The following is a 16726-nucleotide window of genomic DNA, read 5'->3' as shown; positions in this document are numbered from 1 at the left end:
CCGGCGCTCAGTCCGGATTGGGCGCGTGCACCGGCGCGCCGTCGGCGAAGAAGATGCCGTGCGGGGAGCGGCCGACCGCGATGGTATCGACCAGCTTGCGCGCGGGCAGGTCGATCACGCCGACGTGGCGGGCGAAGCGGAAGGTGACCCACAGGTAGCGGTGGTCGGCGCTCAGCGCCATGTCGTCCGGGCCGGGCAGCAGGCCGGCGATGTCGCCGGTCTTCTGCAGCGTGCGGTAGTCGATCAGGCTGATGGTGCTGGCCACGCGGTTGCTGACCGCCACGCGCTGGCCGTCGTCGAGATCGCGGAAATTGTGCGCGCCGCGGCCGGTCGGGATCGACTTGACCACCTGGCGTGCGCGCCAGTCCACCACCTTGACGTCGTCCTCGCCGGTCATGCCGACCAGCAGATAGCGGTCGCCCGGCGTCATCCACAGGCCGGCCGGCGTGCTGCCGACCGGCAGCTTCCACAACACGCTCTGCGTGGCGAGGTCGATCGCCGCCAGTTCGCCCGAGTCCTGCAGGGTGACGAAGGCGAGGCGGCCGTCCGAGGTGAAGTTCAGGTGGCTCGGCGTGCGGCCCAGCGGCAGGCGGCGCGCCAGCGTGAGCTGCTGCCCGTCATAGTGGTAGATGTCGACACGGTCCAGCCGCAGGCCGGCGGTGAGGAACCACTTGTGGTCGGGCGAGAAGCCGAGCTGGTAGGGATCCTCCACGCCTTCGCTCAGGCGCTGCACCTTGCCGGTGTGCGGGTCCAGGAACATCAGGCTGTTCGATACCGAGTTGGCGACGATCAGCGCATGCTGGTCCGGCGTCGCCAGCAGGTGGTGCGGCTCCTTGCCGGTGGGCTCGGTGCGCAGCACCTTGTGCGTGGCCTGGTCGATCAGCGTCAGCGAGGCCTCCCCTGAGTCGAGCACGATGACGGGCTCGGCGGCGCGGGCGGCAGTGGCGCAGGCCAGGCAGCCGGCCAGCAGGGTGAGCGAGGCCAGGGCGGCCAGGGGCCGGCGCAGGGAGGAAAGGGAAGAGACAGGCATGATGCGGGGCGGAATACGGGCCGGAACGGCCAGGGCGGGCGGCCGGGCCGGCCACGCCACGTGGGGCAGGCGCCGCGTGGCGACGCTCCCACGCCATTAACGCGCGATGGCGCGCGCGCGATGACCGCGGCCGCCCGGCCAGGGCGGCGCCTGCCGCGCGGCCGACACGCGGCCGACACGCGGCTGCGGTAGCATTGCCGGCGACAGGGCCGGCACCGGCGCCGCGCGTGCGCCGGCGGAGCACGGCCCGCCAGAGGATCGGGAACATGGTGCGGGAATCGCAAGGGACGGAACGGGTGGGGCAGGCAGACGGAGTGAGACAGGCGGCACAAGACGTGGTGCAAGACGTGGCGCAGGAGACGGTGCCGATGGCGCCGTTGCGTGGCGACGCCGAGGACGGCCTCGCCGCCCGGCAGGCCACCGCCCGCCTCAGCACGCTGGTGAGCGTGGCAGTCAACAGCGTGCTGAGCGTGGTGCAGATCGTCGCCGGCCTGCTGTCCGGCTCGAGCGGCCTGGTGGCCGACGGCGTGCACACGCTGTCGGATCTGGTGGCCGATTTTGTCGTGCTGTTCGCCGGCCACCAGGGCGGCAAAGCCCCGGACGAGGACCACCACTACGGACACCAGCGCTACGAGAACGCCGCCTCGCTCGCGCTCGGCCTGCTGCTGCTGGCGGTCGGCATCGGCATGCTGTGGTCGGCCGCGCACAAGCTGCAGCACCCCGAGGACATCCCGCACGTCACCTCGGTCGCGCTATGGGTGGCGCTGGCCACGCTGGTGGCCAAGGAATCGCTGTTCCGCTACATGCTGGCGGCGGCGCAGCGGGTGCGCTCCAGCATGCTGGTGGCCAACGCCTGGCACGCGCGCTCGGACGCCGCCTCCTCCCTGGTGGTCGCGTGCGGCATCGGCGGCAATCTGCTTGGCTACCACCTGCTCGATCCGGTGGCGGCCATCGTGGTGGGCCTGATGGTGGCGCGCATGGGCTGGGGCTTCAGCCGGGAGGCCCTGCGCGACCTGACCGATCGCGCCGCCGACGCCGAGACGGTGGAAGCCCTGCGCGTGCTGATCGCCGCCACGCCCGGCGTGCAGGGTGTGCACGACCTGAAGACGCGCAAGATGGGCGACATGATCCTGGTCGACGTGCACCTGGAAGTCGACGGCAGCCTGAGCGTGGCCCAGGGCCATGCCATCGCCACCGAGGCCAGCAACCGCGCCATGGCGCGCGCTGACGTGCTTAACGTGATGACCCACGTCGATCCGGTCAGCGTGCCGCGCTGAGCGGCAGGCGCGGTACCCCGTACCCCATATCGGCCCCGCCGCTTGCTAAGATGCGGCCATGCACGGCGAGCCGACCATCCCCCACCACGAGTACGAGATCACGGCAATCCGCGCCCAGGGCGCGGGCGGCCAGAACATCAACAAGGTCTCCAACGCCGTCCACCTGCGCTTCGATATCCGCGCCTCGTCACTGCCCGCCGACCACCAGGAGCGCCTGCTGCAGCTGCACGACCACCGCATCACGCGCGACGGCGTGGTGGTGATCAAGGCGCAGCAGCACCGCAGCCTGGAAGCCAACCGCGAGGAAGCCGTGCGCCGCCTGCACGAACTGGTGCGCAGCGTGGCCACGCCGCCGCGCGTGCGCCGTGCCACCCGTCCCACGCTGGCCTCGCGCCGGCGCCGCCTGGAGGGCAAGAGCCAGCGCAGCGCACTCAAGGTGCAGCGCGGCAAGGTGGTCGAGTAGGCGCGCCTCGCGCGCGCCGCATCAAAGCCGCATCAGGGCTGTCTCAGCGGGCCGACAGGCGCGCCGCGCCGGCGGCCTCGGCGGCGCGGCAGGCCTCGCCCGCCTGCGTCGCGGCGGCGCCGTGCAGCAGCCAGGCGACGAAGCGTACCGCGCGCCCCACGTGGGCGCGCCGGCCGGCCTCGTCCGCCTCCAGGTACTCGGCCGACAGGTGGAACAGGTGGAAGACGATCTCCGCGCAGGCCGCGTCGACGGTCGCGCGCGGCAGCGAGGGAATGAGTTGCAGGCGTTCGATGTCCTCGGCGATCTCGGCGGCGATATCGGCCAGCAGCTGGCGGATCGCCGCGCGCAGCCCAGGCTGCGGACCGGTGCTGCCGCACAGCGCCAGCAGGAAGGCATCGGCATGGCCATGCGCGTAGGCGAAGAAGGCGCCGCAGGTGCGTTCGGCCACGGCCTGCGAGCTGTCGCGCGCGGCCGCCCAGCGCACCTCGCGCAGCATCGGCCGCAAGGCATCGCTGACCTCGGCGATGGCGGTCAGCGCCAGGTCCTCCATGTCGCGGAAATGGCGATAGAAGGTATTCGGGTTGAGTCCGGCCTCGCGCGCGAGTTCGCGCAGGCCCAGCGCGGCGAAGCTGCGCTTGGCGGCGGCCAGCCGCAGGGCGGCGTCGATCAATCTGCGTTTGCCGTCGGCGATGTCTTCCATGTGCTGCCAGCTTGGCGGGCGGTGGCCCGCGTGTGTCTTCAGATCTACAAATTGTGCACCAGACGCGCCCGGTGCCCGGCACCCTGCGCATGCGCGCGGCGCCGGCCATGCAAACGCGCGGCACCCCGCGCCATGTGCATTGACATCCTGTCTACATTCGTCTACTTTGCTGCAGAAGTAGACGAATGTCTACCGGACATCGACTACGGCTCCGGTTCCGGTGTCGGTGGCATCTCCGGTGCCGCTGCCGTGCTCCGCACCGGCTGCCACGTGCGTATTGTCTACCGGTATCGCCCCAGGATGTTTCCCACCGGCGCGCCAGGCGCGCCGGCCGCCTACGACTCCTAGCCGCCCCTGCGCGCCCACTATGACGCAAGCCGCCACTTCCTCGTCCCAGGCCCCGGTTGCCGGCCGGCCCGCCGCCTCCCTGCAGCCGATCCCGCGCGATCCGGGCTGGCCGCTGGTGGGCAATATCCTGCAGATCAAGCCGGGCGCCTTCGCCCAGCACCTGATGGCGCGCGCGCGGGCGCACGAGGGCATCTTCGAACTCGACTTCGCCGGGCGCCGCGTGCCTTTCGTCACGTCGGCGGCCCTGGCGGCGGAGCTGGCCGATGCCGCGCGCTTCCGCAAGTTCATCGGCCCGCCGCTGTCCTTCCTGCGCGACGTGGCCGGCGACGGCCTGTTCACCGCGCATACCGACGAAGCCAACTGGGGGCGCGCCCACCGCATCCTGATGCCGGCCTTCAGCCAGCGCGCGATGAAGGGCTACTTCGACGTGATGCTGCGCGTGGCCATGCGCCTGGTCGACAAGTGGGACCGCCAGGGCCCGGATGCCGACATCGCCGTCTCCGACGACATGACGCGGCTGACGCTGGACACCATCGCCCTGTCCGGTTTCGGCTACGACTTCGACTCCTTCGCCAGCCAGCAGCTCCATCCCTTCATCGACGCCATGGTCGGCGCGCTGGAAGAGGCCATGGGCAAGCTGACGCGCTTCCCGCTGCAGGACCGCTTCATGCACGCGGCGCACCGCAAGTTCGCCGAGGACACGCGCTTCATGCGCGAACTGGTCGACGACGTGATCCGCCAGCGCCGCCAGTCGCCCACGCCCGCGCGCGACCTGCTCAACCTGATGCTGGAGGCGCGCGACCCCGAGACCGACCAGCGCCTGGACGACGTCAATATCCGCAACCAGGTGATCACCTTCCTGATCGCCGGCCACGAGACCACCAGCGGCCTGCTGACCTTCGCCCTGTACGAGCTGATGCGCCATCCGGGCGTGCTGGCCCAGGCCTATGCCGAAGTGGACGCGGTGCTGCCCGGCGACGCGCCGCCGGCCTACGCCGACCTGGCGCGCCTGCAGGTGCTGGACCGCGTGCTCAAGGAAACGCTGCGCCTGTGGCCGACCGCGCCCGCCTTCTCGGTGGCGCCCTTCGAGGATACGGTGATCGGCGGACGCTACCGCATCCACAAGGACCGGCGCGTCGCGGTGGTGCTGACGGCGCTGCACCGCGATCCGGCCGTGTGGGACGATCCCGAGCGCTTCGACATCGACCGCTTCCTGCCCGAGAACGAGGCACGCATCCATCCGCATGCCTACAAGCCCTTCGGTAACGGCGAGCGCGCCTGCATCGGCCGCCAGTTCGCGCTGACCGAGGCCAAGCTGGCGCTGGCGCTGATGCTGCGCCACTTCCAGCTGCACGATCCGCACGACTACCAGTTCCGCATCAAGGAAACGCTGACCCTCAAGCCCGACCACTTCCTGCTGCGCGCGCGCCGGCGCCGTCCGCACGAACGCATCGTGGTGGCGGCGCCCGCCTCCGGCGCCGTCACGGCCGCGGCGGCGCGCCCGGTGGTGGCAGCCGGCGGCGAGACGCTGGCGGTGCTGTGCGCCTCCAGCCTCGGCACCGCGCGCGAGCTGGCCGAGCAGGTCCAGGCGGGCGCGCTGGCGGCCGGCTACGAGGCCACGCTGCACGACCTCGACGACGCGCTCGGCAAGCTGCCCACGCAAGGGCTGGCGGTGATCGTGGCGGCCACCTACAACGGCCGCGCGCCCGACAACGCGCGCCGCTTCGAAGCCATGCTGGATGCCGCCGGCGATGCGCCGGGCGACTGGCGCGCCGGCGGCCTGCGCTACGCGGTGCTCGGCTGCGGCAATTCGCAGTGGGCCACCTACCAGGCCTTTCCCAAGCGCCTCGACACCTTCTTCGCCGCCGCCGGCGCCCGGCCCCTGCTGGCGCGCGGGGAGGCCGACGGCAATGCCGATTTCGACCAGGCCGCCGAGCAGTGGCTGGCGGCGCTGTGGAGCGCGCTCGCGCAGCAGCAGCCGCACGCGCCCGGCCCGGCCCCGGGCGCCGAGGGCGCGCCGCCGCTGGCGGTCGAGGTCGCGCTGCGCGGCATCGACGAGATCCGCGCCAGCGTGCTGCCTTCCAACACCCAGCCGTTCACCGTGCTCGCCAACCGCGAACTGGTGAGCGATCCCGCCGGCCTGTGGGACTTCGCCGTCGAGGCGCCGCGCACCTCGACGCGCGACATCCGGCTGCGCCTGCCCGAGGGAGCCCGCTATGCCGCCGGCGACCACCTCGCCGTCTACCCGCAGAACCGTCCGGCACTGGTGCACGACCTGTGCGAGCGGCTCGACCTCGATCCCGAAGCGGTGGTCACGCTGTCGGCGCCACGCGCCGGCGCGGCGCGCGGCCTGCCCTTGGGACAGCCCCTGCCACTGCGCGCGCTGCTCACGCACTTCGTCGAACTGCAGGATGTGGTGTCGCGCCAGACCCTGCGCCTGCTGGCGCAGCGCACACGCTGCCCGTTCACGCGGCAGTCGCTGGAGCGCCTGGGCTCGGACGATGCCGCCCAAGGCTACGCGGCCCAGGTGGCGGCGCACCGCCTCGGCCTGCCCGACCTGCTGGCGCGCTTCCCGGCCATCGAGCTCGACCTCGCCGGCCTGCTGGCCTGCGTGGTGCCGATGCGCCCGCGCTTCTACTCTATCGCCTCCTCGCCGCTGGTCTCGCCCGATGTGGCCACGCTCACGGTCGGCACCGTGCTGGCGCCGGCCCTGTCGGGGCGCGGCCAGTTCCGCGGCGTGGCGTCCAACTGGCTGCAGGGACTGGCGCCGGGCGCCACGGTGGCGGCCGCCATCCGCACGCCCAACCCGCCGTTCGCGCCGGAGGCCGACCCCGCGCAAGCCATGATCCTGATCGGGCCCGGCACCGGCATCGCCCCCTTCCGCGGCTTCCTCGAAGAGCGTGCCGCGCAGCAGGCCGCAGGACAGGCCGTGGCCCCGGTCGAGCTCTACTTCGGCTGCCGCCACCCGCAGCACGACTGGCTGTATCGCGACGAGATGCTGGCCTGGCAGGCGCAGGGTGTGGCGCGCCTGCACGTGGCGCACTCTGCCACCGGCGCCCCTGCGCGCTTCGTCCAGGACCTGCTGTGGCAGCAGCGCGCCGAGCTGTGGCGCCAGCTCAGCGCCGGTGCCGTGGTCTACCTGTGCGGCGACGGGCGCCAGATGGCGCCGGCGGTGCGCAAGACGCTGATGGACATCGCCGTGGCCGAGGGCGGCCTGGACGGCGATGCCGCCTCGGCCTGGTTCGCCGGCCTGGTGGCCGAGGGCCGCTACCGGCAGGACGTGTTCAACTAGGCCCGGGCCAGGCCGGGCCAGGCGGCCGGCCTGGCAGGATTCGACGGATCGTTGTCCGTCGTGCCGGGCGCGCCGGACTTAACCTTGGGACTGTCCTCATTTCCCCCAAGGAGCGTTCCATGGCCACGCCGGCGATGTCGCAGGCCCGGGTACTGGCGGTTTGCCAGGCCCTGTTCACCGCAGCCCTTTCCGTCGACCTGACCCTGACCGGCCTGGTCGGCTATACGCTGGCACCGGACAAGGCGCTGGCTACGCTGCCCTTCGCGCTGATCACCGTGGCCTCCGCGTTCACCGCGATCGCCGCCGCCTTCGTCATCGAGCGCTGCGGCCGGCGCCTGGCCTTCTGCCTGGGCGGCCTCGCCTGCACCGTGGGCGGCCTGGTCTCGGTGTGGGCCATCTCGCACCGGCACTTCGTCGCTTTCTGCGTCGGCACCGCGCTGGTCGGTGTGTTCCAGGCCTTCGCACGCTTCTACCGCCTGGCCGCAGCCGATGCCGCCGCGGTGGCGGAAAAGCCGCGCGCCATCGCCGCCGTGCTGACCGGCGGCGTGGTGGCCGCCGTGTGCGGCCCCGCGATCGCCGCCTGGAGCCGCGACATGCTGCAGGCCGAGCCATTCGCCGGCTCCTACCTCGTGGTGGCGCTGTTCGGCGTCGCGACCATCCTGCTGCTGCTGCTCGCCTACCGCGAGCCGGCCCGCACCGAAGCCGGCGCCGGCGACGAGGCCGTGCTGCCGGCACGTCCGCTCGGCGAGATCGTGCGGCGGCCCGTGTTCCTGGCCGCCTTCGCCAACAACGGCATCGGCAACGCCGTGATGATGTTCGTAATGACCGCGACCCCGATCGCCGCCGTCGCCTGCGGCCACAGCATCGGGCAGGGCGCGCAGATCATCGAGTGGCACCTGGTCGGCATGTATGCGCCGTCCTTCTTCTCGGGCTGGTTGCTGCAGCGTTTCGGCACCGCGCGCATGCTGGCCTGCGGCACGCTGCTGTGTGCCGTGGCCGCGCTGGCAGCGCTTGCGTCCACGGCGCTGCCGGCCTTCTACCTGGCCCTGCTGTGCCTGGGCGTGGGCTGGAACTTCATGTTCGTGGGCGGCACGGCGCTGCTGGCCGCGTCCTACCGGCCCAGCGAACGGGCCCGCACTCAGGCCGCCGCGGAGTTTTCCGCCGCGGTGCTGACCGCGCTCGCCACGCTGGCGGCGGGCCAGGTGCTGCACCGGCACGGCTGGCAGGCGGTCAACCTGGCCGTGCTGCCGGCGCTGGCGGTGGCGCTGGCGCTCACGCTGGCCTGGCAACGCCAGGTGCGGCGCGAGCAGGCCGGCGCGCTGGCGGCCGGCGCGGCGGTTTGAGTGGCAGTGCCGCACCGCGCGGGCCGGGCCCGGTATGATCGGTGACAGCCACCGTCACGCCACCATGCCAGCCCGCCTCTCCCTTGCCAGCGACACGCCACGAACGGTCGTCATCGTCGCCCCCGACCCGGCGCAGGAACTCGACGTCACCGGCCCCAGCGCCGTGTTCGGCCAGGCCAACCGCGTGAGCGGGCGTGAGTGCCCGCCGTACCGGCTGCGGGTGGCCAGCGTGCGCGACGATGGCCTGATCCGCACGGAAAGCGGGCTCAGGATGCTGGCCGACGCGCCGTATCACGGCATCGCCGCCGGGCTGGACGGGCCCATCGACACCTTGCTGATCGCCGGCGGCGCCGGCCACGCGAGCGCGGCCGACGACGCGCGCCTGACCACCTGGTTGCGTGCGCAGGCGCCGACCGTGCGACGGCTCGGCGCGGTCTGCACCGGCGCCTTCGTGCTGGCCGCCACCGGCCTGCTCGACACCCACCGCGCCACCACCCACTGGCGCCACGCCGACCGGCTGGCCGCCCGCCACCCGCGCGTGCAGGTCGATCCGGATCCGATCTGGATCCGGGAGGGCGGGCTCTACACCTCGGCGGGCGTCACCGCGGGCATGGACCTGGCGCTGGCGCTGGTCGAGGAAGACCTGGGCCATGCCGCTTCGCTCGCGGTGGCGCGCGAACTGGTGCTGTTCCTGCGCCGGCCCGGCAGCCAGGCACAGTTCTCCACCGTGCTGCAGGCCCAGGCCGCGCAGGCGCCGGAGCTGCGCGAACTGCAGGCCTGGATCGCCGACCACCTGGCGCGCGACCTGTCGGTGGCTGTGCTGGCCGAACGCGTGGCGATGAGCCCCCGCAACTTCGCGCGGGTGTTCGCCCGCGAGGTCGGCGAAACACCGGCGCGGTACGTGGAGCGCCTGCGGGTGGAAGCGGTGCGGCGCCTGCTGGAGAGCGGCGACCAGCGCCTGGAGGCGGTGGCGCGCCTGGCCGGCTTCGGCAACGCAGACGTGATGCGCCAGGCCTTCCTGCGCCATGTGCAGACCACGCCGGAACGCTATCGCGCCGCCTTCCGCGCGGTGCCTGCGGCGGACGGCCGCGCGGCCTGAGTCGCCGGGCGGCGCGGGAAGGACCAGGGGAAAAAGGGAAGGGGAAAAGCGGATCAGCGGATCGGCGGATCGGCGAAAACGCGGCAGGCCGGCACGGCCCGCCGCGCAAGGTGCCGCGGGCGCCATCGGCACCCCGGCACCGGCGGCCTCAGCGGGCCGATTGCAGCGCGGCGATGCGCTGTTCGATCGGCGGGTGGCTGGAGAACAGTTCCATCCACGACTTGCCGCCGGCGATGCCCATCGCCTGCATGTTCTGCGGCAGTCCGTCGGCATCCAGGCCGCCCAGGCGGCGCAGCGCCGCCACCATCGGCGAAGGGGTGCCCAGCAGCTTGGCCGCGCCGGCGTCGGCGCGGTATTCGCGCTGGCGCGAAAACGCCGCCACGATGATGCTGGCCAAAATGCCGAAGACGATCTCGCAGATCACCACCGTCACCATGTAGCCGATGCCGGGGCCGCTCGACTCCTCGTCGTTCTTGCGCAGCATGGAATCGACGAAGTAGCCGACCACGCGTGCCAGGAAGATCACGAAGGTGTTCACCACGCCCTGGATCAGCGTCAGCGTGACCATGTCGCCGTTGGCGATGTGGGCGACCTCGTGCGCCAGCACGGCCTCCACCTCATCCTCGCGCATCGACTCCAGCAGGCCGGTCGACACTGCCACCAGCGAGCTGTTTCTGGTGGCGCCGGTGGCGAAGGCGTTGGGCTCGCCCTCGTAGATGGCGACCTCGGGCATCGGCAGGCCGGCGCGGGTGGCCAGCTTCTCCACCGTCTGCACCAGCCACAGTTCGCGGCTGGTGCCAGGGTGGGTGATGACCTGCGCGCCGGTCGACCACTTGGCGATGGGCTTGGACATCAGCAGCGAGATGAAGGCGCCGCCGAAGCCCATCAGCGCGGCGAAGGCGAGCAGCATGCCGAGGTTGAGGCCATTGGCGGTCAGGAAGCGGTTCACGCCGAGCAGGCTGGCGGTGAGGCTGAGAACGAGCATGACGGCGAGGTTGGTCGCCAGGAAGAGCAGGATACGTTTCATGTTGTGGATAACGCAGGGGACGACGGAGGAATGCGGCCAGGCCGCGAACGCACACCGCACCGATGTGCGGCAGGCGGAAGAAACGGAGGGTGCGCGGACATGCCCGCGCCGGGGATCAGGCGCGCGGAGGGCGCGGCTGCCGGGGCAGGTCCGGGTCGGACAGGCGAGCGCCGGTGTAGCGCGGCGCGCCGGTACGGGCCGGCAGCGCGGCCAGCCGCGGCAGCGTCGGCGGCAGCCACTGTTCGACCGGATCGGCGCCCGCCTGGGCGCGCTCGGTGTTGTTGTCCTTGCCGTCGAACGGGCCGGGCAGGTCGGCGTCGCCCGCCGCGGCCGCGGTGGCGGCCGTCTCGATGAACGCGTTCGGCGCCGGCAGCGCGGTGGCCGCCCCCGGCGGTGCGAATTCGTCCACGGCGGTGACCGCCTGGCCGGCCGGCACCGCCGGCGCGCCGGCGGCGGCCGTGCGCGCGCCGGCCGCCGCCCATCCCTGTACGGGCAGGAAGGCGAGCAGCGCGATCAGCAGCAGCAGGCGGAACGGACGTAGGAGGCGCAAGGGTCGCTCAGGACGATGACATGGCATGAAGCCGTGCGCCGATTCTACAGGATGAGCACGGCCGTACCGTGACGTCCTGCACGCCGGACGACGCTGGGCTACACTGTTGAAAGTCTTGAGTCATTACAGGGTTCTGCCCGCTGAGGAGCCATCATGCGCATCGGAGAACTGGCACGCCGCGGCCTCTGCGACGTCGAAACCATCCGCTACTACGAGCGCGAGGGTCTGCTGGACGCACCGCAGCGCGAGGACAACGGCTACCGCCGCTATGGCGACCCCCACCTGGTCCAGCTCAACTTCGTGCGCCATTGCCGCTCGCTCGGCATGAGCCTGGCCGACGTGCGCCGCCTGCGCGACTTCGAGCGGAATCCGAGTCTCGCCTGCGACGACATCAATGCCTTGCTGGACCGGCAGATCGAGCAGATCCACGCGCAGCGCATGGCGCTGGAGACGCTCGAAGGCCAGTTGCGGGCACTGCGCCATACCTGCACGCAGCCGCACCAGGCCAGCGAATGCGGCATCCTGCAGAACCTGCAGCAGGCGGCCGCGGGCGCCAGTTGCGAATGCCACGCACATGGCTGATGCGCCGGCCCGCTGCGGCGGCTGTGCTACGATGGAGCTTCCGGCCATGAGCAGGCTTTGCCACGGCCGGGCGCGCGCTTAAGCGCCGCCAGCAGACGCCCGCATGCCGGCCAAGGCATCGCGAGGCACCGTATGTGAGCCCTCGCTCGCGCCAGCATGGCGCTGCGATGGCCTGATCACCCCGAGTTTCCCCTTGTCATGATGCCCGACCGCCTGCCGACGATCGCTGCCATGCCTGCCCGCTTTGCGCGGCAAGCGGGCGCGCGTGCGCGCGTGGAGGGCATGCGGGCCACCCCCGCTTCGGCCAGCTACCGGATCAGCCAGCCGCTTGATCCGGCCCGGTTCCCGGCCTGACCGTCTTCGCAGCTTGCGGGTACGGGCCCGGACCGGGCCCGGGCCGCAGGCCGCCGATGCCGTCCCGGTCGGCGCATTGCCGCTTCTCCGTCTTTCCGCATTGCCGCTGTTTCCGCCAGCGATCCGATCGATCCGATGCGCGCCGCCCCGACTCACGCCCGGGCAGCGAAGCCCGCCGAACGGCATCGGCCGCATCAAGCATAAGGAGGCTCAAATGACCCTGTCTTCCGCGAACAAGACCACGCTGTACCTGACCGAACTCGATGTGACCCGCCTCGAGCGCATCGCCGAGCGCGCCGGGAGCGCGCAACTGTCCGACATGCTCGACGCGCTGCTGGAGCGCGCCGCCATCGTGGCGCCCGAAGCCATCCCGCACGACGTGGTGACGATGAACTCGCAGCTGCGCTGCGCGCTGGAAGGTGACGCCGAGCCGCGCCACTGGACCCTGGTCTATCCCGACACCGCCGATTTCGACGCCGGCCGCCTGTCCGTGCTGTCGCCGGTCGGCCAGGCCCTGCTGGGCGCGCGTGCCGGCGAGACGGTCGCCTATCGCCTGCCGGACGGCCGCGAGCAGCGGCTGACGGTGATCGAGATCGCCTTCCAGCCGGAGGCCAACGGCCAGTTCAACCTCTGACCCGCCTCCCGGAGCGGCGGCGCCGCCGCTCCGGATCCGGCGGAGCAATGTCTTTCGAAGGGCACTTTGCCCGCCAACTCGTCTCGTGTTAGCGCCGTATCGGGCACTTGCGTGCCGGTGCCGCTAGCGTCCCTCTGCACCACCGCGCCTCCGTTCGTCCCCATCCCCTGCGTTTCACGGCTCGCAACGCACCATTCGTCGCAGCGGCATTTCTCCTTGCCTGTCGAGGCCCTAATCTTCAGTCCGCGCTCGCATCGCAACATGCCATATCGTCGGTGCATGCTGGCCGGAAAACATAAAAAAGACGATATCTCAGTTGAAGGAGTCCCAACATGATCGCCAAGCGTTTGATTGGCGGCGTGCTGATGGTTGCCGCCGTGGCCGTGTCGGCCACGGCGATCGCCGCACCCGCCCGCAGCAAGGTTGGTAAGTTCGATGTCTACGCCGACGCGCTGCGTGTCGGCAGCAAGTTCGACACCTATACGGACGGCGCCAAGGCCGGCAAGTTCGACAGCTTCACGGATGGCGCCAAGTCGGGCAAGTACGACCCGTATAGCGACGGCACCCGCAGCGGCAAGTTCGATCCGTATTCGGAAGGCGCGCGCGCCTTCACCGGCCAGATCGCTGCCTCGTCGCTGGATAACTCCCGCTCCGGCGACGGCTCGCTGTACGGCTATCGCGTCTGACACGTTCGACGCCGTTCCGTCCGCCTGGCGCGGACGGTCCCGCCCGGCGGCCACCTTCACGGTGGCCGCCACGTTTTACCACCCGCCTGCCCGCTCGACCTCCTCCTCTTTCTCTCTTCGCCGGGCAGGCGATTTTTCTTCCGCCGCACAGGCCTGGGCGGCCCGCCCCAGCGGGTCGCCCAGGCCGGTCGGACTCAGTGCCGGCGCTGCAACTTGCCGATGAGCGCATACAGCAGCGGCACCGCCAGCGTGCCGATCACGGTGGCGCCCAGCATGCCGCCCAGCACGCCGGTGCCGACCGCGCGCTGCGCTGCCGCGCCCGGACCGCTGCTCAGCACCAGCGGCACCACGCCCAGGATGAAGGCCAGCGAGGTCATCACCACCGGCCGCAAGCGCTGGCGCGCCGCCTGCTGCGCGGCATCGCCCAGCGCCATGCCGCCCGCGCGCAGCTGCTGCGCATATTCCACCACCAGGATGGCATTCTTCGCCGCCAGGCCCATCACCACCACCAGCCCCACCTTGAAGTAGACGTCGTTGGGCAAGCCGCCCAGCCAGATCGCCGCGGCCGCGCCGACCATGCCGGCCGGCACCACCGCCAGCACCGCCAGCGGCAGGGTCCAGCTCTCGTACAGCGCCACCAGGCACAGGAAGATGAAGAGGGCGGAGCACGCGAACAGCCAGGGTGCCTGGTCGCCGCTCTGCAACTGCTCGAAGGCGCGGCCGGTCCAGCGCACGCCGAAGGGCGCACCGAGGTCGCGCACCAGCGCGCTCAGCCGGGCCATCGCGGTGCCGCTGCTGTAGCCGCTCCCGCTGTCGGCGCTGATGCGCACCGAGGGCAGGCCGTTGAAGCGCTCCAGCGTGGTCTCGCCGTTGCCCCACTCCATGCTGGCGAACGAGGCCAGCGAGACCATGCGGCCCTGGGCATTGCGCACATGCACGCGCGCCAGTTGCTCGGGCTGCATCCGGTGCGGAGCATCGGCCTGCAGGATGACGCGGCGGATGCGCCCGTCGCGCGTCACCTCGTCGACATAGCGCGAGCCGAGCGTCGACGCCAGCGCATGGTGGATGGTCTCGGCCGCGACGCCGAAGCTCTCCGCCTTGCGGTAGTCGATGCGCAGGTCCAGCGCCGAGCTCGGCTGGGCGGCGGTGGCGCGCACCTCGCGCAGCGCGGGATCGGCCGCGGCGGCTTGCAGCAACTTGTCGCGCGCCGCGAACAGGGCGTCGCGGCTGGCGCCGTGGGCCGAGGTCAGCCGCATGTCGAGCCCGCTGGTGCTGCCCAGCTCGGGCAAGGCGGAACTGTTGTAGGCGAACAGCTGGGCATCGCCGCGTCCGGGCCAGTGATCGAGACCGTCCGACAGGCGCTCCAGCACGGCCGCCGCGCGCTGCCGGCTGCCGCGCTGCGCCCAGTCGGTCAGGCTGAGCACCAGGTTGGCGCGCTGTTCACCGTTGCCGCCGTTGCCCCAGCCGATCACGGCGAAGGTGGACTTGAGCGGGTAGCCCTCGGCGCGCAACCAGTGTTCCAGCCGCGCGACCAGATCGCGCGTCTGCTGCTGCGTGCTGCCGGCCGGCAGTTCGATATCGACCACCAGCTCACCGGTGTCCTCCTCGGGCAGGAAGCCGCTGGGCGTCTGCGACAAGCCGTAGCCGCACGCCAGCACCAGCGCCAGGTAGGCGCCGAGCCAGCGTAGGCGGCGGCGCTGCGCGCCCGCCACCCAGCGTCCGTAGCGGCCGGTCAATGCGGTGAAACGGCGCTCGAACCAGGCCAGCGGCCCGTGCGCCGGCGGCGCGCCATGGCGCAGCAGGCCCGCGCACATGGCCGGCGTCAGCGACAGTGCGAAGAACAGCGAGAAGGCGATGGAGATGGCCAGCGTGACAGCGAAGTGGCGATAGATGACGCCGACCGCGCTGCCGAAGAAAGCCATCGGCACGAAGACCGCGCACAACACCAGCGTGACCGCCAGCAGGGCGCCCGAGACCTCGCGCATCGAGCGCGCGGCGGCTTCGCGCGCGCTCACGCCGTGCTCGGCCATGATGCGTTCGACGTTCTCCACCACCACGATGGCATCGTCGACCAGGATGCCGATCGCCAGCACCACGCCGAACAGCGTGATGGCGTTCAGGGACATGCCCAGCGCGTACAGGCAGGCCACCGTGCCGAGCAGCGACACCGGCACCACCACCACAGGGATCAGCGTCGCGCGCAGCTTGCCGAGGAACAGGTAGAGGATCAGGAAGACCAGCACCACCGCTTCCACCAGCGTCAGCAGCACGCGCGAGATCGAGCGTTGCACGAAGGCGGCATTGTCGTAGGAGATCTCGTAGTGCACGCCGTCGGGAAAACCGGCCGAGGCGGCATCCAGCGCCGCGCGCACCGCGCGCGAGGTGGCCAGCACATTGGCGCCGTCGGCCAGCTTGAGGCCGATCGCGGCGGCCGGGCGTCCGTCCAGCGTGGAGCCGAAGCGGTAGTCGGCCGCGGCCATCTCGACGCGGGCGACGTCGCGCAGCAGCACGGCGCTGCCGTCGGCACTGCTGCCGCGCACGACGATGCGGCCGAAGGCCTCGGGGTCGGCCAGCGCCGGCGGCGGCCGCACGGTGGCCTGGAAGGGCTGGCCCGGCACGGCCGGCGCCCCGCCGAGCTGGCCGGGCGTGACGTTGCCGTTGCGCGCCTTGATGGCCGCCTCGACCTCCTCGGTGTTCAGGCCGAGCGCGTTCAGCTTGTCCGGGTCGAACCAGATGCGCATGGCGTACTCGGAGCCGTAGGCCTCGGCCTTGCCGATGCCGGGCAGGCGCCGCAGCATCGGCAGGATGGCGCCGGCGGCGAAGTCACCCAGCGCGGTCTCGTCGAGGCGGTTGCCGTCGCTGACCAGCGACACGTAGAGGAAAGGGCTGCTGCTGGCCTGGTCCACGTAGACGCCGCCGCGGCGCACCGTCTCGGGCAGCAGCGGCTCGGCCTGGGCCACGCGGTTGCGCACATTGACCTGGGCCAGTTGCGGATCGGTGCCCTGGCGGAAGGCCAGCGTCACGGTGGCGGCGCCGGGTTCGCTGCTGGAGTCCAGGTGCAGCAGCCCCGGGATGCCGTGCATCTGCTGTTCGAGGATGGCCGTGACGCGATCTTCCACCGTGCGCGCGGAGGCGCCGGGATAGTCGGCGTAGATGATCACGGTGGGCGGCGCCACCGCCGGATACTGGGCGATGGGGATGCGGGTCAGGGCCAGCAGGCCGGCGACCACGGTCAGGATGGCCAGCACCCAGGCGAAGGCGGGGCGGCGAAGGAAGAATTGCGCCATGAGCGACGATGGAACAACGATCAGAAGACGACAACGTGACAACGGGACCGACGC

At 71.6% G+C, this 16726-nt stretch carries 14 protein-coding genes; 9 read left to right on the top strand and 5 right to left on the bottom strand.

Going from position 1 to position 16726, the window contains the following annotated elements; all coding sequences use genetic code 11:
* Positions 1-7: 7 nt before the first annotated feature.
* Positions 8-1030, bottom strand: a complete 1023-nt coding sequence (locus BKK80_RS00480; RefSeq protein WP_071070584.1) for a YVTN family beta-propeller repeat protein — start codon at positions 1028-1030, stop codon at positions 8-10.
* Between the two features lie 368 nt (positions 1031-1398).
* On the opposite strand from BKK80_RS00480, the gene BKK80_RS00475 reads away from it, so the two are divergent.
* The gene (locus BKK80_RS00475; protein ID WP_071010344.1) at positions 1399-2307 is read left to right on the top strand and encodes a cation diffusion facilitator family transporter; all 909 of its coding nucleotides are present in this window, start codon (positions 1399-1401) and stop codon (positions 2305-2307) included.
* 58 nt (positions 2308-2365) lie between these two features.
* Positions 2366-2770, top strand: a complete 405-nt coding sequence (arfB, locus tag BKK80_RS00470) for an alternative ribosome rescue aminoacyl-tRNA hydrolase ArfB (protein WP_071010342.1) — start codon at positions 2366-2368, stop codon at positions 2768-2770.
* 43 nt (positions 2771-2813) lie between these two features.
* On the opposite strand, the gene BKK80_RS00465 is transcribed toward arfB, so the two are convergent.
* Complete coding sequence (locus BKK80_RS00465) at positions 2814-3470, bottom strand: TetR family transcriptional regulator (RefSeq protein ID WP_071010340.1); 657 nt, start codon at positions 3468-3470, stop codon at positions 2814-2816.
* Positions 3471-3837: 367 nt separating this feature from the next.
* On the opposite strand from BKK80_RS00465, the gene BKK80_RS00460 reads away from it, so the two are divergent.
* The 3 genes from BKK80_RS00460 (at position 3838) to BKK80_RS00450 (ending at position 9552) form a co-directional block, all read left to right on the top strand.
* Positions 3838-7110, top strand: a complete 3273-nt coding sequence (locus BKK80_RS00460) for a bifunctional cytochrome P450/NADPH--P450 reductase (protein ID WP_071068410.1) — start codon at positions 3838-3840, stop codon at positions 7108-7110.
* A gap of 119 nt (positions 7111-7229) precedes the next feature.
* A complete protein-coding gene (locus BKK80_RS00455; RefSeq protein ID WP_071068409.1) occupies positions 7230-8453 on the top strand; it encodes an MFS transporter in 1224 nt (407 codons plus the stop codon).
* A gap of 64 nt (positions 8454-8517) precedes the next feature.
* Positions 8518-9552, top strand: coding sequence for a GlxA family transcriptional regulator (locus BKK80_RS00450; protein WP_071015884.1), 1035 nt, complete (start codon positions 8518-8520; stop codon positions 9550-9552).
* Between the two features lie 148 nt (positions 9553-9700).
* Here BKK80_RS00450 and htpX read toward each other — a convergent pair whose 3' ends face one another.
* Both htpX and BKK80_RS00440 read right to left on the bottom strand, forming a co-directional pair.
* On the bottom strand, positions 9701-10579 hold the full coding sequence (gene htpX / locus BKK80_RS00445; RefSeq protein WP_071010335.1) for a protease HtpX: 879 nt from the start codon (positions 10577-10579) through the stop codon (positions 9701-9703).
* A gap of 115 nt (positions 10580-10694) precedes the next feature.
* Positions 10695-11129: a hypothetical protein gene (locus BKK80_RS00440; protein ID WP_157903127.1), complete on the bottom strand. Its 435-nt coding sequence runs from the start codon at positions 11127-11129 to the stop codon at positions 10695-10697.
* 153 nt (positions 11130-11282) lie between these two features.
* Between BKK80_RS00440 and BKK80_RS00435 the strand changes: the two genes are divergently transcribed.
* The 4 genes from BKK80_RS00435 to BKK80_RS00420 all read left to right on the top strand — a co-directional run bounded on the left by BKK80_RS00435 (position 11283) and on the right by BKK80_RS00420 (position 13385).
* Positions 11283-11711 (top strand): Cd(II)/Pb(II)-responsive transcriptional regulator, encoded by a 429-nt coding sequence (locus BKK80_RS00435; RefSeq protein WP_071010332.1) that lies wholly within the window; start codon positions 11283-11285, stop codon positions 11709-11711.
* Between the two features lie 198 nt (positions 11712-11909).
* Positions 11910-12065: a hypothetical protein gene (locus BKK80_RS00430; protein ID WP_156811070.1), complete on the top strand. Its 156-nt coding sequence runs from the start codon at positions 11910-11912 to the stop codon at positions 12063-12065.
* A 214-nt stretch (positions 12066-12279) separates the two neighbouring features.
* On the top strand, positions 12280-12699 hold the full coding sequence (gene rnk, locus BKK80_RS00425) for a nucleoside diphosphate kinase regulator (RefSeq protein ID WP_071010328.1): 420 nt from the start codon (positions 12280-12282) through the stop codon (positions 12697-12699).
* A gap of 332 nt (positions 12700-13031) precedes the next feature.
* Positions 13032-13385, top strand: a complete 354-nt coding sequence (locus tag BKK80_RS00420; protein WP_071010327.1) for a hypothetical protein — start codon at positions 13032-13034, stop codon at positions 13383-13385.
* A gap of 194 nt (positions 13386-13579) precedes the next feature.
* On the opposite strand, the gene BKK80_RS00415 is transcribed toward BKK80_RS00420, so the two are convergent.
* Entirely contained in the window at positions 13580-16672 is a 3093-nt protein-coding gene (locus BKK80_RS00415; protein ID WP_071068407.1) for an efflux RND transporter permease subunit, read from the bottom strand.
* Positions 16673-16726: the final 54 nt, after the last annotated feature.

The organism is Cupriavidus malaysiensis, assembly GCF_001854325.1.
Lineage (GTDB): Bacteria > Pseudomonadota > Gammaproteobacteria > Burkholderiales > Burkholderiaceae > Cupriavidus > Cupriavidus malaysiensis.
The sequence above is the reverse complement of the archived record's forward strand: the minus strand, read 5'-3'. Positions and strand labels throughout refer to the sequence as shown.

Coding starts and splice junctions, on each gene's coding strand:
- htpX (WP_071010335.1), bottom strand. CDS start 10,579: ATGAAACGTATCCTGCTCTTCCTGGCGACCAACCTCGCCGTCATGCTC.
- BKK80_RS00480 (WP_071070584.1), bottom strand. CDS start 1,030: ATGCCTGTCTCTTCCCTTTCCTCCCTGCGCCGGCCCCTGGCCGCCCTG.
- arfB (WP_071010342.1), top strand. CDS start 2,366: ATGCACGGCGAGCCGACCATCCCCCACCACGAGTACGAGATCACGGCA.
- BKK80_RS00450 (WP_071015884.1), top strand. CDS start 8,518: ATGCCAGCCCGCCTCTCCCTTGCCAGCGACACGCCACGAACGGTCGTC.
- BKK80_RS00475 (WP_071010344.1), top strand. CDS start 1,399: ATGGCGCCGTTGCGTGGCGACGCCGAGGACGGCCTCGCCGCCCGGCAG.
- BKK80_RS00415 (WP_071068407.1), bottom strand. CDS start 16,672: ATGGCGCAATTCTTCCTTCGCCGCCCCGCCTTCGCCTGGGTGCTGGCC.
- BKK80_RS00420 (WP_071010327.1), top strand. CDS start 13,032: ATGATCGCCAAGCGTTTGATTGGCGGCGTGCTGATGGTTGCCGCCGTG.
- rnk (WP_071010328.1), top strand. CDS start 12,280: ATGACCCTGTCTTCCGCGAACAAGACCACGCTGTACCTGACCGAACTC.
- BKK80_RS00430 (WP_156811070.1), top strand. CDS start 11,910: ATGATGCCCGACCGCCTGCCGACGATCGCTGCCATGCCTGCCCGCTTT.
- BKK80_RS00460 (WP_071068410.1), top strand. CDS start 3,838: ATGACGCAAGCCGCCACTTCCTCGTCCCAGGCCCCGGTTGCCGGCCGG.
- BKK80_RS00455 (WP_071068409.1), top strand. CDS start 7,230: ATGGCCACGCCGGCGATGTCGCAGGCCCGGGTACTGGCGGTTTGCCAG.
- BKK80_RS00435 (WP_071010332.1), top strand. CDS start 11,283: ATGCGCATCGGAGAACTGGCACGCCGCGGCCTCTGCGACGTCGAAACC.
- BKK80_RS00465 (WP_071010340.1), bottom strand. CDS start 3,470: ATGGAAGACATCGCCGACGGCAAACGCAGATTGATCGACGCCGCCCTG.